Here is a 15,909-nt window from a genome sequence, read left to right as displayed (position 1 = left end):
CCATGGACCGGCGAAGCGTCCGCCACCTGATCTCCCTCGACGACCTCACCGACGCGGACCTGCGCCATCTGGTCGAGCGCGGTGCCCGGTTCTCCGCCGGCGGGGGCGGTTCCGGCCGGCCGCTCGACGGCGCCGTCACGGGGATCTACTTCGCCAAGACGTCGACCCGTACCCGCACCGCCTTCTCCGCGGGGGCGCTGCGGCTCGGCTCTTCCCTCGTCACCTACGGTCCGGGCGACCTGCAGACGAACACCGGGGAGACGAGCGAGGACACCGGCCGGGTGTTCTCCCGGATGCTGGACGTCCTGGTGGCCCGGACGGCCGGGGACCCGGCGGAGATGCGGGCCTGGGCCGCCCAGAGCCGCATGGCCGTCGTCAACGCGATGAGCGCCGAGGAACACCCCACCCAGGCGCTGACCGACCTGACGACGATGACGCGGCACTTCGGCCGCGTCGAGGGCCTGCGCGTGCTCTACCTCGGCGAGGGCAACAACACGGCGGCGGCGCTGGCGCTGGCGCTGACCCGCTACCCGGGGGTGGAGTTCGAGCTGCGTACGCCGCCGGGGTACGGGCTCACCGCCCCGATCGCGCGGAAGGCCGCCCGGCAGGCCGCGGCGGCGGGGGCGCTGTTCCGCGAGCGGCACACCATGGAGGCGCTGCCCGCGGACTTCGACGTCGTGTACACCGCGCGCTGGCAGACGACGGGCACGACGAAGGCGGACCCGCGCTGGCGCGAGGTGTTCGCCCCGTTCCAGGTCCGCGAGGAGCTGTGGGAGACCAGCCCGAAGGCGGTGTTCATGCACGACCTGCCCGCCCACCGGGGGGACGAGGTGACGGCGGAGGTGCTGGACGGGCCGATGAGCATCGCCTTCGACCAGGCCGAGAACAAGATGCACAGTGCGATGGCGGTCCTGGAGTGGTGCCGGGGGGCGGAGCCGGCGGCGGACGGCGCCTGACCGTACGCCGTGCGGCCGTCCCGGGGACGGCAAGGCCCGGGGGCCTTGCCGTCCCCGGTTCAGTCCAGCACGCTCCCGCCGCCGCGGCGGTCGGCGCGGGAGCGGCGGTGGTCCACGACGGCGTAGACGCGGTGCAGCCAGCGGTCCGTGCCGTCGTAGCGGGGTGTGAAGGCCGTACGCCCGTGCACGCTCAGGCGGTTGTCGACGACGGCCAGGTCCCCCGCGGTCAGGGCGAAGGCCTGCGCGGTGCCCTCGAAGGCGGTGCGCAGCTCCTCCATGGCCTGCTTCGCGTCGCCGTCGAGGGGGTGGGTGCTGTTGAAGTCGACGACCACGTCGTGGTCCTCGGGCGCGCCGCGCAGGATCGGGCGGGGCGACGGCGGCAGGTCCCGGGAACCGCCGAAGGAGGGCGGCGCCTCGGTGACGAAGCGCTCCTGGGACAGCACCTCGCGGGCCTGCCGCGACAGCAGCGGCAGGGCCCGGCGGACGGAGGCGGTGCGCAGCCGGGCATCGCCCGTCGGGTCGGTGCGCACGCACAGCAGGCCGACGTAGTCGGGGCGGTTGCGGTGGAAGGCGTTCTCGGTGTGCATCTCCAGGAGGACCGAGCCGGCGTTGCTCTGCTGCCGTTCCCGGCCGGGCACCGGCACCACGTCCTGGACGAGGGCGCCGGACTTCTCGTTCCGGTAGGCGATGACCTCCCCGAGCTGGAGCATGATCATGGCGATGGCGCCCGTCGCGGTGGTCGCGGAGCGCCGTACGGAGCCGGGCCGGGTGGGGGTGGCGGGCAGCTGTTCGGGGACCGGGAGGTTGCGGACCAGCAGCACCCCGTCGGGTCCGGCGTCGTGCCGGAACTCCCGTACGGCGGCCTGGAGCCGCGACGGCAGCCGGGCGGAGGCGGCGCGGGCCGCCGCGAGCCATTGCGGGGCGTCCAGGGCGCCGGACGCGGCGCGGGCGAGTTCCGCGGCCACGTCCGCGATTTCCTCGCGCTCGGCATCGGTGATCACCAGCGCCGATTCGGCCGGGGCGGGAAGATAACGTGTCTCTGTTGTCATTGTCGCTTGCCTTCTCACTGAAGCCGCGCGCGAGGACCGCCGGCGCGGACTCCCTCGGGATTCGGCCCCGATCCCGCGATTTCTGCGGATCTCCTCTTGCGGACCGTACGCGCGGACGGGGACGCAGCGAGGATAGGCAGCGGGGACGCCGGTATGACAGGCCGTTTCGCGATTTCGTGAACGGGCCGGGCGGGGCCGTCGGGGAATGCCGTGCGCGGCGGTTTTTTTGTCCCGCCAGCGAGACACCGGGCCATGTGCGCGCTTCCACCGCGCACGATTTCTGAGGCAGACTCACCGGGACCCGCTTCGGACGGCGCACAGAGAACGCTCCGAAGCTTCTGCATTCGTGTGGCCGGCCGCCGGTCGGACTTCCAGGAGCATGTATGTCGAGCAAGTTCCACTGCCGTATCTGTGCCGCTCCGGTACAGAGTTTCTTCGACTTCGGGCGCCAGCCCCTGTCGGACGCCTTCCTCCCCGTGGACGCGGATCTCGGCCAGGAGTTCTTCTTCCGGCTGGACGTCGGCGTCTGCGAGTCCTGCACCATGGTGCAGCTGACGGAGGAGGTCCCGCGGGACCGGATGTTCCACGAGGCCTACCCGTACTACTCGTCGGGCTCCGCGTACATGCGGACCCACTTCGAGGACCTCGCCAAGCGCCTGCTGTCCACCGAGCTCACGGCGGACGACCCGTTCATCGTCGAGCTGGGCTGCAACGACGGCGTGATGCTCAAGGTGATCGCCGACCACGGCGTCCGGCACCTGGGCGTGGAGCCCTCCGGCGGTGTCGCGGACGTCGCAGCGGAGAAGGGCGTCCGGGTCCGCAAGTCCTTCTTCGAGGAGGCCACGGCGCGGGAGATCCTCGCCGAGGACGGCCAGGCGGACGTCATCTACGCCGCGAACACCCTGTGCCACATCCCGTACTCGATCCTGCCGGGCGTGCGCGCCCTGCTGAAGCCGACCGGGGTGTTCGTCTTCGAGGACCCCTACCTCGGGGACATCGTCGAGCGGACCTCCTTCGACCAGATCTACGACGAGCACTTCTACTTCTTCACGGCGCGGTCGGTGCGGGAGATGGCCCGGCGCAGCGACCTGGAGCTGGTGGACGTCGAGCGGCTGTCGGTGCACGGCGGCGAGGTGCGCTACTTCCTGGCGCCCGCCGGACAGCGCCGGCCGTCCGAGGCCGTGGCCGCGCTCATCGCCGAGGAGGAGGAGCGCGGGCTGGCCGACCCGGCCACGCTGCGCGCGTTCGGCGAGCGGGTCCTGAAGATCCGCGACGACCTCAAGGCGCTGCTGGAGCGGCTGCGCGACGAGGGCAGGACGGTGGCCGGCTACGGCGCGACGGCCAAGAGCGCCACGGTGACCAACCTCTGCGGCATCGGCCCCGACCTGGTCCCGTTCATCTGCGACACCACCCCCGCCAAGCAGGGCCGTCTCAGCCCGGGAACGCACATTCCGGTGAAGCCGCCGACGGCGTTCTCCGAGTCCTACCCGGACTACGCGCTGCTCTTCGCGTGGAACCACGCCGAGGAGATCATGGCGAAGGAGCAGGAGTTCCGTGACGCCGGGGGCAAATGGATCCTCTACGTGCCCGACGTGCACATCGTGTGAGCCGGAATTCCGATCGCCCCCACCCTGACGAAAGGGAAGAGACATGAAGGGAATTCTTCTCGCGGGCGGCAGCGGGACGCGTATGTACCCCTCGACGCTCGCGACTTCGAAACAGCTTCTCTCGGTCTACGACAAGCCCATGATCTACCACCCCCTTTCGGTGCTGATGCTGGCCGGCATCAGGGAGATCCTGGTGATCTCGCAGCCGACCAGCATTCCCGCGCTGCAATCGCTGCTGGGGGACGGCGCGCACCTGGGCCTCACCATCACCTATGCGGAGCAGCAGGAACCGCGCGGTATCGCGGAAGCGCTCATCATCGGCGCGGACCACGTCGGGGACGAGCCCTTCGCGCTGATCCTCGGGGACAACATCTTCCACGGCGCCGGATTCCCGCGGCTTCTGCGGGAAGCGCAGGAAAGCCTGGACGGATGCACCCTCTTCGGCTATCCGGTCTCCGACCCCGAGCGGTACGGGATCGCCGAGACCGACTCCGAGGGGATGTTGGTGTCACTGGAGGAGAAACCGCTCAAACCGCCCTCCGACAACGCGGTCACCGGCCTGTACTTCTACTCCCCCGAAGCGGTGGAGATCGCCCGCGGGCTCACCCCCTCGGACCGCGGCGAGCTGGAGATCACCGACGTCAACCGGGCGTTCCTGAAGGAGGGCCGAGCCCGGCTCATCCGGCTGGGACGGGGCTTCACGTGGCTGGACGCGGGGACGCACGACTCGCTGCTGGCGGCCAGTCAGTACGTCCAGGTCATCGAGGCGCGCCAGGGCGTCCGGGTGGCGTGCATCGAGGAGATCGCGCTGCGCATGGGCTACATCGACGCGGAGGACTGCCACCGCCTCGGCGTGCGGATGAAGAGCTCGCAGTACGGCCGGTACCTGATGCAGATAGCCGAGGTGGCCGCCTGACCGCGGCCCGGTTCCCGTCTCCGCGTCCCGCCCGTGCGGCGGGGCGCGGGCGGGACCTCAGTACAGGGGAGTTCGGGTGGAGTATCAGAAGCTGACGCCGGCGCGCGCGCTGGCCCTCGGGGCGGGCGCGCCGCCGGAGGTCGCCGACCGCGCCTGGTGCGTGCGCTGGGACGAGGTGCCGGACGCCGCCCGTACGGTCCTCCGTACGCTCCCGGCCGCGCTGGAGTTCCACACCTCCGGCAGCACCGGCCCCAGCCGCCGCTGGCTGCGCGGCCGCGGGGACTCCTGGCGCGAGGCCGGCATGCTCGCGGAGTTCGTCCGGCGGGACGCTCCGCAGGCGGTGGTCTCCTTCGCCCCGCCGGTCCACGTGTACGGCGCGCTGGCCACGGTGCTGCTGCCCGCCCGGCTGGGCGTGCCGGTCTGGTACCGGCCCGGCTACATCGGGGGGCTGCCGGACACCGGCGCGCGGCGGATCGTGGTCGTGGCCACGCCCTGGATCTTCTCCCTGCTGCTGCGGCACATGGACCGCGTCCGGTCCCTGGAGCACGTCACCGTCCTGTACAGCAGCGCGATGCTCCCGGCCGACGCCGCGGTGTTCCTCCGGGAGGCCGGGCCCGGGCGTGCGGCGATCGTGGAGCTGCTGGGGTCGACGGAGACCGGCGGGGTGGCCGTGCGCCGCTGGAGCGAGGGCGAGCCGCCCGCATGGACCCTCTTCCCCGACGTCGCCTTCGCCGGAGGCGGGAGCGGTCCCGCTCCGGACGGCCGCACCGGCGACGGCGCGGCGGACACCGCGGTCCCCCTGGTCATCCGCAGTCCGCGCCTCGCCCACCGGCCGGGCGAGCCCGCGCCGCACGAGTGGCCGACGGGCGACCTCGTGGAACCGGTGGACGGACGGACCTTCCGGCTCCTGGGCCGCACCGGCCGGCTGGTCAAGATCAACGGGCAGCGGATCAACCTCGACGAGGCGGAGCACACCCTGCGCGCCCGCCTCGACTGCGCCGACCTGGCGCTCGTACCGGTCGACGACACCATGATCGGCGAGCACGTCGACCTGTACGTGGTGCCCCGGCCGGGCACCGCGTCCGCCGGCACCGACCTTGCCGCGGTGCGCGCCGTCCTGGGTGCCCGCCCGCGCACGACACATGTGGTGCCCGCCCTCGGCCGGTCCGCGATGGGCAAGTTGCAGCACCTCACGACCTCACACTCACCGACAGGGATACCAACGTGACTCAGACCCCCGTCCCGGCCGACCGCGACGTCCTCGACATGCCCTCCCTGGACGCCATCGTCGAGGCCGCCTCCTGGACCGCGAAGCTCGGCCCGCTGACCGACGCGGACGTGGCCCGGATGCGGGAGAGCGGCGCCGTGGTCGACCGGTACCTCGCCGAGGGCAAGCCCGTCTACGGGCTGACGCAGGGCTTCGGTCCGCTGGTGACGCACTCGGCCAAGTCGGAGATGGAGCAGGGGAACTCGCTCATCTCCCACCTGGGCACGGCGCAGGGCCGGCCCGTCGACCCCGACGCCTCGCGGCTGGTCTTCTGGCTGCGGCTGAACAGCATGCGCAAGGGCTTCTCCGCCGTCTCGCCCGATTTCTGGGAGCGGCTGGCCGACCTGTGGAACGCGGGCTTCACCCCGGTGATCCCCCGGGACGGCACGGTGAGCGCGAGCGGTGACCTCCAGCCGCTGGCGCACGTGGCGCTGGCCTGTTCCGGACACGGCGAGGCCTGGGTGCGCGACGCGCGGGGCGCCTGGTCCGTGCGCCCGGCCGCCGAGGCCCTCGCGGAGCTGGGCGCGCAGCCGCTGGAGTGGCCCGTCCGCGAGGCCCTCGCCTTCGTCAACGGGACCGGGGTCGGGCTGGCCGTCTCCATCCTCAACCAGCGTTCGGCCCTGCGGCTCGTGCGGGCCGTGGCGTCCCTGACCGCCCGGCTGACGGTCCTGCTCGGGGGCAACGCCGAGCACTACGACGAGGGCGTCGGCCTGGCGCGCGGCCAGGTGGGGCAGCTGCGCGCGGCCAGGTGGATCCGCGCCGACCTGCCCGGGGACCACCTGCGCGACGAGCGCCGGCCGCTCCAGGAGCCGTACAGCCTGCGCTGCGCGCCGCAGGTGCTCGGCGCGGCGCTGGACCAGCTGGAGGCGGCCGGCACGTTCCTGCTCCGCGAGGCCAACGGCGTCACCGACAACCCGATCACCTTCGAGGGCCGGGTGCTGCACGCCGGCAACTTCCACGCCATGCCGGTGGGCTTCGCCTCCGAGCAGACCGGGCTGGCCATGCACATGGCCGCCTATCTGGCGGAGCGCCAGCTGGCCCTGCTGGTCAGCCCCACCACCAACGGCGACCTGCCCATCATGCTCACGCCCCGCGCGGGCCGCGGCGCCGGACTGGCCGGGGTGCAGATCAGCGCCACCTCCTTCATCTCGCGGATCCGGCAGCTGGTCACCCCAGCGTCGCTGACCACGCTGCCCACCAACGGCTGGAACCAGGACCACGTGCCCATGGCGCTGAACAGCGCGAACGGCGTGGGCGAGGCGCTGGAGCTGGGCTGGCTCGCCGTCGGCTCGCTCGCCCTGGGCGCGGCCCAGCTGGCGGTGATGACCGAGCGGGAGGCGCAGACCGCGGGAGTGTGGGCCGAACTCGCCGGAATCTCCCCGGCCCTGGAGGCCGACCGCCCCATGGCCGGCGAGGTGCGCGCGGCCGCCGTCCTCCTGCGCGACCACGCGGAGGGCCTCCTCGGCGCCGACGCGGAAGGCCTCCCCGGCGACGGCGCCTGAGGACGGACGCAGAACCCCGCCGGCCCCGTACCCCCGCGGGGCCGGCGGAGCACCCCCCCGCCGACCGCCCGCCCGCGTACCGCCGCACCCACCGCACACGAGACTGGAGACCACCCGATGACCCGCTGGGGGATCACCCTCCCACTGACCGGCGTACCCCTGCCGGCGCACCGGGAGCTCGTCGAGCGGCTCCCCGACCTGGGCTACACCGACGTGTGGACGGCCGAGACCGCGGGCACCGACGCCTTCACCCCCCTGGCGCTGGCCTCGCAGTGGTCCTCACGGCTGCGGCTGGGCACCGCCGTCGCCCCGGTGTTCACCCGCGGGCCCGCCCTGCTGGCCATGACCGCCTCCTCCCTCGCCGACTGCGCGCCCGGCCGGTTCGCCCTCGGCATCGGGGCGTCCTCGCCCGGCGTGGTGCGGGACTGGAACGGACTGGAACACACCCAGCCCTACGCCCGCACCCGCGACACCCTGCGGTTCCTGCGCTCCGCCTTCACCGGCAGGCCCGTCAACGCGCAGTACCCCACCTTCTCGGTCCGCGGGTTCCGGCTGGAACGGCCGCCGGCCACTCCCCCGCCGGTGCTGCTGGCCGCGCTGCGCCCCGGCATGCTGCGGCTCGCCGCGGCCGAGGCGGACGGGGCGATCACCAACTGGCTGGCACCGCACGACGTGCCGAAGGTCAGGGCCGAGGTCGGGCCGCAGACCGAGCTCGTCGCCCCGGTCTTCGTCTGCGTCACCGAGGACGCCCGCGAGGCCCGGCGCCTGGGCCGCATGATGATCAGCAGCTACCTCACGGTCCCCGCCTACCGGGCGTTCCAGGACTGGCTCGGGCGGACGGAGCCGCTCGCCGCGATGCACCGGGCCTGGGACGCCGGCGAGCGGTGGCGTGCGGTGATGGCCGTACCGGACGAGGCGGTGGACGAACTGATCGTGCACGGCAGCCCCGAGGAGTGCCGGGCGCGGATCCGCGCGTACGCGGAGCACGGGCTCGACACTCCCGTGATCGCGCTGCTGCCCTCCCAGGGCGGCGATCCCGTCGCGCAGGTCGAGGCGCTCGCTCCCGGGCGGGACTGACGGCGTGCTCCCACTGATCGTTCCGGCCGGTGTCGAGACGGCCGAATGCCACGAGGACGAGCCGGCGCCCGTGCTGTTCCCCGAGGAGCGGGCGCTGGCGGCCGGCCTGGGCGCCGCCCGGCGCCGCGAGTTCGCCACCGTGCGGCACTGCGCCCGGCGCGCGGGCCTGCGGATCGGCGTCCCGCCCGCTCCGCTGCTCACCGGTCCGAGGGGCGCGCCCCGGTGGCCGGACGGGGTCGTCGGCAGCCTCACGCACTGCCGGGGGTACCGCGCCGCGGCGCTGGCCCGGGCCGGCGACGCGCGTGCCATCGGCATCGACGCCGAGCCGCACCGGGCACTGCCGGACGGCATGCTGGACCGCATCGCGCTCCCCGAGGAGCGCGCGGAGCAGCGCGGCCTGCGGGCCCTGGACGCCGGGGTGTGCTGGGACCGCCTGCTGTTCTGCGCCAAGGAAGCCGTGTACAAGGTGTGGTCCCCGCTGACGCGGGCCTGGCTGGGCTTCCACGAGGCTTCGGTGAGCATCGCGCCGGCGACCGCCGCCCCGGCTGCCGGCACGACGGCGGGCACGTTCCGCGTACGCCTGCTCAAGGCCCCGCCGGACGGCGCCGCGGGCCGCGTGCCGCCCGTCCTCGAGGGCCGCTGGATCGCCTCCGGGCAGCTGCTCCTCACCGCGATCGTGGTGCCGGCCGGTCCCCCGGCCCGTACCGCCGGTGCAGCGCGCGGGGGCCGCCCCCGCGCCTGAGCCCTCCGCCGACCCTTCCCACCCTTCCTTCCCCACCGGTCCGTGCCGGTGCTCACGACAAGGTGCGCATGCCCCATGACGACCCGGATGCTCGTCACCGGGGGAGCCGGATTCATCGGCTCCCACTACGTCCGTACGCTGCTCGGCCCGCAGGGTCCCGGCGACGTGTCCGTGACCGTGCTCGACAAGCTCACCTACGCCGGCTGCCCCGCCAACCTCGATCCGGTGCGCGCGCATCCGGGCTTCTCGTTCGTGCACGGCGACATCTGCGACCGGAAGGTCGTACGGGACCTCATGGCGGAGCACGACCAGGTGGTGCACTTCGCCGCGGAGTCCCACGTCGACCGTTCCATCGAAGGCGGTGACGAGTTCTTCCGCACGAACGTCCTGGGCACCCACACCCTCCTGTCCGCCGCCCACCAGGCGGGCGTGGACACCTTCGTCCAGGTCTCCACCGACGAGGTGTACGGCTCGATCGACGAGGGCTCCTGGCCCGAGTCCCACCCCCTGCGCCCCAGCTCCCCGTACTCGGCGAGCAAGGCGGGCGGGGACCTGGTGGCGCTGTCGTACCACCACACCCACGGCCTGGACGTGCGCCTCACCCGCTGCTCGAACAACTACGGGCACCACCACTTCCCCGAGAAGGTCATCCCCCTGTTCATCACCCGGCTCCTGGACGGCGACACGGTCCCGCTGTACGGGGACGGCGGCAACGTCCGGGACTGGCTGCACATCGACGACCACGTCCAGGGCATCGAGCTCGTACGGACCGGGGGGCGCGCCGGGGAGGTCTACAACATCGGGGGCGGCACCGAGCTGTCCAACCGCGAGCTCACCGAGCTGCTCCTGGAGGCCACCGGCCGGAAGTGGGAGGAGGCCGTGGAACACGTCGCGGATCGCAAGGGCCACGACCGCCGCTACTCCGTCGACTGCACCAAGATCCGCGAGGAGCTCGGCTACGCCCCCCGCGTGCCGTTCGCCGAGGGACTCGCCGACACCGTGCGCTGGTACCGCGACAACCGCGCCTGGTGGGAGCCGCTCAAGGCCCGGGCGGCCCTGTGACGGCACGCGGGGCGCGGCCCTGGCTGGTGACCGGCGCCGGGGGCATGCTCGCCCGGGACCTGCTCGGCCGGCTGGCGGACGCGGGGATCGACGCCGTGGCCGCCGGCCGCGCCGAACTGGACGTCACCGACCCGGTCGCGGTGCGCGCGGCGTTCGCCGCGCACCGCCCCGCCCTGGTCGTCAACTGCGCCGCGTGGACCGCGGTGGACGCCGCCGAGGACCACGAGGCTCAGGCGCTCGCGGTCAACGGCACCGGACCGCGCCTGCTGGCGGGGGCCTGCCGCGCCGCGGGCAGCCCGCTGTTGCAGCTCTCCACCGATTACGTCTTCGACGGCCTGCGCCGCGAGCCGTACCCGGAGCACGCGGCGGCCGCCCCGCGCAGCGCGTACGGACGCAGCAAGCTGGCCGGCGAGCGGGCGGTCCTGGAGCTGCTGCCGGACATCGGCTACGTGGTGCGGACCGCCTGGCTGTACGGCGCCGGCGGCGACAGCTTCGTCCGCACGGTGATCGGGCTGGAGCGCGAGCGGCCGACCCTGGACGTGGTCGAGGACCAGTGGGGCCAGCCGACCTGGACGGCCGATCTGGCCCGGCAGCTGGTGGGGCTGGGCCGGCGGGCGCTGGCCGGCACCGCCCCGGCGGGCGTCTACCACGGCAGCAGCGGCGGCCGGACGACGTGGTTCGCCTTCTGCCGGGAGATCTTCCGGCTGCTCGGCGCCGACCCGGAGCGGGTCCGTCCCACCACCGGCGACCGCTACGTACGCCCGGCGCCCCGGCCGGCCTACAGCGTGCTCGGCCACCAGCGCTGGCACACCGCGGGCATGGCGCCGATCCGGCACTGGCGGGCGGCGCTGGCCGAGGCGCTGCCGGCGATGGGCCACGGTCCGGCGCTCCGCCCCGTGACGGCGGGCGCGCCGGAGGAACGCGACACGCACGAGAAAGCCGAGATCACATGCGACCCCTGCGCATAGAAGGTGCCTGGATCCACGAGCCCGAGGTGTTCGCCGACGAGCGCGGCAGCTTCCACGAGTGGTTCAAGGGCGACGCCTTCCGTGCGGCCACCGGGCTGGACCTCCCGCTCGCCCAGGCCAACGTCTCCGTGTCCCGGCGCGGCGCCCTGCGCGGCATCCACTTCGCGGAGGTCCCCCCGGGGCAGGCGAAGTACATCACCTGTGTGCGCGGCGCGGTCCTGGACGTGATCGTGGACGTGCGCACGGGGTCCCCGACGTTCGGGCAGTGGGAGATGGCCCGGCTCGACGACACCGGCCGCCGGGCGGTCTACCTCTCCGCGGGGCTCGGGCACGCCTTCCTCTCCCTCACGGACGACGCCACCGTGGTCTACCTGTGCTCCGAGGGCTACGCGCCCCACCGCGAGCACGGCATCCACCCGCTGGACCCGGACCTCGCCATCGACTGGCCCGCGGACCTGGTGCCCGTCCTGTCGCCGAAGGACGCGCGGGCCCCCTCGCTGGCCGAGGCGGGCCGGCGCGGCCTGCTGCCCGCCTACGGCGCACGGCCCCGCCCGGCACGGCGGCCCGCGCACGTGGCCATGTTCAGCGTGGCCGCCCACGGGCACGTCAATCCCAGCCTGGAGGTGATCCGCGAACTCGTCGCCCGCGGCCACCGCGTGACGTACGCCGTCCCGGAGTCGTTCGCCGACGTCGTCGCCGCCACCGGGGCCGAGCCGCGCACCTTCACCACCACGCTGCCCGCCGCCGGCGCGCCGCACGCGTGGGAAGGCGAACTCGTCGACCACCTGCGGCTGTTCATGGCCGATGCCGGCCGGGCCCTGCCCCAGCTGCTGCGGCTGTACCAGGACGACCGCCCCGATCTGGTCCTGTACGACCCGATGGCCTACGCGGCCCCCGTCCTGGCCGGCCGCTGGGGGATCCCGGCCGTCCAGCTCTCCCCGCACGCCGTCGCCTGGGAGGGCTACGAGGAGGACCTGGCGGCGGGGCGGGTGGGCGCGGCCCACACCTGGCTCGCCAACGACGGCGTGTCCATCGGCCCGGGGCGCGTCGCCCGCCGCCCCGAACGCTGCATCGCCCTGGTCTCGAAGCTCCTCCAGCCGCACGCCGACCGGGTCGACGGCTCCGTCTACTCCTTCACGGGCCCCTGCCGGGGCGCCGGCGGGCACCCGGACGACGGCTGGACGCGCCCGGCGCACGCCGAGCGGGTCGCCCTGATCTCCCTGGGCACCCTGTTCACCCGGGCCGGCGACTTCTACCGGGCGTGCGTCGCGGCCTTCGCCGACCTGCCGGGATGGCACGTCGTCCTGCAGATCGGCTCCGGCACCGACCCGGCGGAGCTCGGGGACGTCCCGCCCCACGTCGAGGTGCGCACCTGGGTCCCCCAGGCGGCGGTGCTCGCCGAGGCCGACGTCTTCGTCACGCACGCGGGCGCGGGCAGCGCGCACGAGGGGCTCCTCCACGGGGTGCCGATGGTGACCGTTCCGCGGGCCGTCGACCAGTTCGGGAACGCCGAGATGCTGGAAGGGCTGGGCGTCGCCCGGCGGCTGGCGGCGGACGACCTCACGCCGGACGCCCTGCGCGCGGCGGTCCTCGCCCTCCTCGCCGACCCCGGGCTCCCGGAGCGCTTCGCCGGGATCCGGCGCCGGCTGGCCGCGGAGGGCGGTGCCTCCCGCGCGGCCGACCTGATCGAGGACGCCCTCGCCTCCCCGCCGCCGCCCTCCGGCTCCCCCGCCCGTACCGCTACCCGACCGTGACGCCGGGGTCGCTCTGATCAACCCGCACCGGATCGTGTGCCGGCAGCCGCGGCGGTGTCGGACGCTTCCGCGGTGAAGGCCGTCTTCCTGAGCGGAGAGGCCCGGCGCGGGCTCCGGCGGCGGCCGCGGTCTCGATGGTGCGGCCGGTCCTGGTAGTGGGGGCGGCCGCCGTCGGCCCAGGTCGACGGGGGACGGCGGAAGAACCACATCAGCCACATGGGTGTGCTCCGGTTCCGAGGAGGGGGAGGGGGAGGGAGAGCGGCAGCAGCGCACGGTCGAGGGCCTCGGCGGTCAGGAGGGTGCCGCGGGCCGCGAGGTAGCCGTCGGGCCTGATCAGGAGCCAGCCGCCGGGCGGGGTGCCCAGCGCCGTGCGCAGCCGCCGGCCCGGGTCGGGGAGGGAGGCGGCATCGCCCAGGATCCGCACCGACAGCCAGGCGCCGTACTGGGCGCCGGCCGCGGCAGCCACGGTTTCCGGCGTACCCTGCGGCCCTGCTCCGCCCGCCGCGAGCAGCAGGGACCATCTCGGATCCCTGAGTTCCGCGCGCAGGACGTCGCAGGCCGGCCCGGCCTCGGTGACGCGCGACCCCGGCCCGGGGGCCGGGGTCGGTTCGGGTCCTGCCACCCCGACGTGGTAGCCCGAGATGAACTCGACGGCGCTCCTGGTGGTCAGGGAGCTGTCGCGGTAGGCGAGCCCCAGCCCCGAGCGGCGGCCCAGTGCCGTGCGCCGCAGGGCGGGGACGCGGTCGGCGAGGGCCAGGAGCCCCGGCCGGGGACCCGGGTCGGCGGAGAGCTCCTCCTCGTAGCTGTGCAGCAGCCGCGGACCTGCGTGGCCCTGCTCGACCATCGCGAGCTTCCAGGCGAGGTTGTATGCCTGCCGGATACCGGTGTCGGGGTCCCGGTCCACTCCGGCCGTGAAGCGGCGGCCGGCGTGGCCCGAGGGCTCCGCGGACCCGTCGCAGGTGACCAGCCAGGACGGGCCGGGGGCGTACGGGGGCCGCACGCCCCATTCGACGCCCACCCCGAGGGCCGCCACAGCTTCGCGCAGCAGCGCCCCGAGGAGCGCCCGGTCGATGACGACGGTGTACGGGTAGCGGGTGGGCAGCGCCGAGTAGTCCGCGTCGAGCCCGCTCGTACGCCCGTTGAGGAGGACGCCGTCCACGATGCCCATCTGGTCGAGCACTTCCAGGGTGCGCGGGCGGAGGTCCACCGGGTGGCCGGCCGCGGCCGGTCCGGCAGCGGCGTCGACCACGCGTACGGGCAGTCCGCGGCGGGCCAGTTCGTGGGCGACCGTCAGGCCCGCGGCGCTCGCGCCCACGACGAGTGGCCGGCGTCGCGGCTGCTCGGTCACCGGGCTCATCCCCTCTCCGTTCCACGGCCGGCGGGGTGCCGAGCCGCCATGAGCGTGGGCAGGGCCGCTCAACGGAAGACCGAGTACCTCTCGATGCGCGGTGGAGCCGCGGGGCGGTCCGCGGAGCTGCGGGACCGGGCCGCGGGAAATCTGTTCGGGATCTGGTCTGTACCGGGCAGGCCGGTTCATCGGCGGTGACCATCGGGGTGCGTCTCGATCCCGGTGGCGCAAGGAGACCAGTCAGGAGGCGACCGTGTACGAGTTGAGCGCGGAACAGCGGGAGGCGGCAGCTGCCGTACGGCGGTTGCTCTATGCCCAGCTTCCCTCTCGTGCGCTGGTCGTCGTGGCGCAGCTGGGTGTTCCCGACCTGCTCGCCGAGGGGCCCTTGGACATCTCCGCCATCGCGGAGCGGACCGGGACGGACGCCGTCGCGCTCGCCCGGCTGCTGCGCGGTCTCGCCGTGTTCGGCCTGTTCGAGGAAGGCGTCGGCCAGGTCTACTCCCTGACGCCGCTCGGTGAGGCCCTGACGTCCGGGCACCCGGCTTCCGCGCTGCCGTCGGCGACCCTGGTCGCAGGGCAGTTCGGCGAGGCCTGGGACCGGTTGCTCGAGACCGTGCAGTCGGGGCAGTCGCCCTTCGAGCGCAGCCGGGGCGTCTCGCTGTTCACCCACATGGAGCAGGACGAGGAGCTTCGCGCCACCTTCGACGATTCCCAGGGCCGCGGGCTGGCCCTGGAGCTGGACGAGATCCTGCGCTCGATCGACTTCTCGGTGTATCCCACGGTCGTCGACGTCGGCGGCAGCGACGGCACGTTCCTGCGGAAGATCCTTGCGGCGCACCCCTCCATCAGGGGGGTCGTCTTCGATCTGCCCAGCTCGACGTCCCTCCAGGCGGAGCGCACCGCCCCGGATCCGCTGGAGGGCCGCTACTCCGTGGCCACGGGGGACTTCTTCGACAGCGTCCCCGAGGGCGGCGACCTGTATCTGCTCTCGCACATCCTGCATGACTGGGACGACGAGAGGGCGGTCCGGATCCTGCGCACCTGCCGCGCCGCCATGTCGGACGACGCGACGCTGATGGTCGTGGACCTGATCGCCGCGGACCGCGGGCAGCGGGACGAGCGGCTGCACACCGCAGCCCTGATGGATCTCTACATGCTCTCGCTGTTCGGCGGAAACGGCGGCCAGGAGCGCACCGCGGCCCAGGTCGAGGTCCTGCTGGACAAGGCTGGTTTCCGGATCACCCGTGTGGACGCCCTTCCCAGTGGCATGAACGTCATCCGCGCGGTCCCCACCGCCTGAAAAATCCTGGAGGAATCCGTCATGGGACGTCTCTTCACTTCCGAGTCGGTGACCGAGGGTCACCCCGACAAGATCGCCGACCGGATCAGCGACACCATTCTCGACGCGCTCCTGCGCGAGGACCCGACCTCCCGGGTCGCGGTCGAGACGCTGATCACCACCGGCCAGGTCCACGTCGCCGGTGAGGTCACCACCAAGGCCTACGCGCCGATCGCGCAGCTCGTGCGCCAGGCCGTCCTGGACATCGGCTACGACTCGTCCGCGAAGGGCTTCGACGGCGCCTCCTGCGGTGTGTCGGTGTCCATCGGGGCGCAGTCCCCGGACATCGCGCAGGGCGTGGACACGGCCTACGAGCAGCGCG

General features: G+C 73.8%; 14 protein-coding genes and 1 pseudogene. 13 read left to right on the top strand and 2 right to left on the bottom strand.

Annotated elements, in window-relative coordinates; translation table 11 throughout:
* Window positions 1-2: 2 nt before the first annotated feature.
* A complete protein-coding gene (locus ACZ501_RS31205; protein ID WP_361599437.1) occupies window positions 3-956 on the top strand; it encodes an ornithine carbamoyltransferase in 954 nt (317 codons plus the stop codon).
* A 59-nt stretch (window positions 957-1,015) separates the two neighbouring features.
* Here ACZ501_RS31205 and ACZ501_RS31200 read toward each other — a convergent pair whose 3' ends face one another.
* Window positions 1,016-2,005, bottom strand: a complete 990-nt coding sequence (locus tag ACZ501_RS31200) for a TauD/TfdA family dioxygenase (RefSeq protein ID WP_468799952.1) — start codon at window positions 2,003-2,005, stop codon at window positions 1,016-1,018.
* 383 nt (window positions 2,006-2,388) lie between these two features.
* On the opposite strand from ACZ501_RS31200, the gene ACZ501_RS31195 reads away from it, so the two are divergent.
* The 10 genes and pseudogenes from ACZ501_RS31195 to ACZ501_RS31150 all read left to right on the top strand — a co-directional run bounded on the left by ACZ501_RS31195 (window position 2,389) and on the right by ACZ501_RS31150 (window position 12,900).
* Window positions 2,389-3,612: a class I SAM-dependent methyltransferase gene (locus ACZ501_RS31195; protein WP_361599431.1), complete on the top strand. Its 1,224-nt coding sequence runs from the start codon at window positions 2,389-2,391 to the stop codon at window positions 3,610-3,612.
* Between the two features lie 43 nt (window positions 3,613-3,655).
* A complete protein-coding gene (gene rfbA / locus ACZ501_RS31190; protein WP_361599428.1) occupies window positions 3,656-4,528 on the top strand; it encodes a glucose-1-phosphate thymidylyltransferase RfbA in 873 nt (290 codons plus the stop codon).
* 76 nt (window positions 4,529-4,604) lie between these two features.
* On the top strand, window positions 4,605-5,756 hold the full coding sequence (locus ACZ501_RS31185) for an AMP-binding protein (RefSeq protein ID WP_468799950.1): 1,152 nt from the start codon (window positions 4,605-4,607) through the stop codon (window positions 5,754-5,756).
* A complete protein-coding gene (locus ACZ501_RS31180; protein ID WP_468799948.1) occupies window positions 5,753-7,297 on the top strand; it encodes an aromatic amino acid lyase in 1,545 nt (514 codons plus the stop codon). The genes ACZ501_RS31185 and ACZ501_RS31180 overlap by 4 nt, the downstream gene beginning before the upstream one ends.
* Window positions 7,298-7,414: 117 nt before the next feature.
* Window positions 7,415-8,374 (top strand): LLM class F420-dependent oxidoreductase, encoded by a 960-nt coding sequence (locus tag ACZ501_RS31175; RefSeq protein WP_468799946.1) that lies wholly within the window; start codon window positions 7,415-7,417, stop codon window positions 8,372-8,374.
* 4 nt (window positions 8,375-8,378) lie between these two features.
* On the top strand, window positions 8,379-9,116 hold the full coding sequence (locus ACZ501_RS31170) for a 4'-phosphopantetheinyl transferase family protein (RefSeq protein WP_468799944.1): 738 nt from the start codon (window positions 8,379-8,381) through the stop codon (window positions 9,114-9,116).
* 75 nt (window positions 9,117-9,191) lie between these two features.
* Complete coding sequence (gene rfbB, locus ACZ501_RS31165) at window positions 9,192-10,178, top strand: dTDP-glucose 4,6-dehydratase (RefSeq protein WP_361599413.1); 987 nt, start codon at window positions 9,192-9,194, stop codon at window positions 10,176-10,178.
* Window positions 10,175-11,146, top strand: a complete 972-nt coding sequence (rfbD, locus tag ACZ501_RS31160; RefSeq protein ID WP_468799942.1) for a dTDP-4-dehydrorhamnose reductase — start codon at window positions 10,175-10,177, stop codon at window positions 11,144-11,146. The genes rfbB and rfbD overlap by 4 nt, the downstream gene beginning before the upstream one ends.
* Window positions 11,128-11,595 (top strand): annotated as a pseudogene (locus ACZ501_RS31155) (dTDP-4-dehydrorhamnose 3,5-epimerase family protein); the annotation flags it as partial. The gene rfbD and the pseudogene ACZ501_RS31155, both read left to right, overlap by 19 nt.
* Window positions 11,596-11,724: 129 nt before the next feature.
* On the top strand, window positions 11,725-12,900 hold the full coding sequence (locus ACZ501_RS31150; RefSeq protein WP_468800121.1) for a macrolide family glycosyltransferase: 1,176 nt from the start codon (window positions 11,725-11,727) through the stop codon (window positions 12,898-12,900).
* Between the two features lie 208 nt (window positions 12,901-13,108).
* Here ACZ501_RS31150 and ACZ501_RS31145 read toward each other — a convergent pair whose 3' ends face one another.
* Complete coding sequence (locus ACZ501_RS31145; protein ID WP_468799940.1) at window positions 13,109-14,257, bottom strand: FAD-dependent monooxygenase; 1,149 nt, start codon at window positions 14,255-14,257, stop codon at window positions 13,109-13,111.
* A 244-nt stretch (window positions 14,258-14,501) separates the two neighbouring features.
* Here ACZ501_RS31145 and ACZ501_RS31140 point away from each other — a divergent pair, with 244 nt between their 5' ends.
* Both ACZ501_RS31140 and ACZ501_RS31135 read left to right on the top strand, forming a co-directional pair.
* The gene (locus ACZ501_RS31140; protein WP_361599401.1) at window positions 14,502-15,548 is read left to right on the top strand and encodes a methyltransferase; all 1,047 of its coding nucleotides are present in this window, start codon (window positions 14,502-14,504) and stop codon (window positions 15,546-15,548) included.
* 21 nt (window positions 15,549-15,569) lie between these two features.
* Window positions 15,570-15,909: S-adenosylmethionine synthetase N-terminal domain-containing protein (locus tag ACZ501_RS31135; protein ID WP_468799938.1), on the top strand; the 340-nt coding region annotated here is incomplete at its 3' end.

The sequence above is a fragment of the Streptomyces sp. NPDC034085 genome, assembly GCF_055575555.1.
This window is presented reverse-complemented; position numbering and strand designations above follow the sequence as displayed.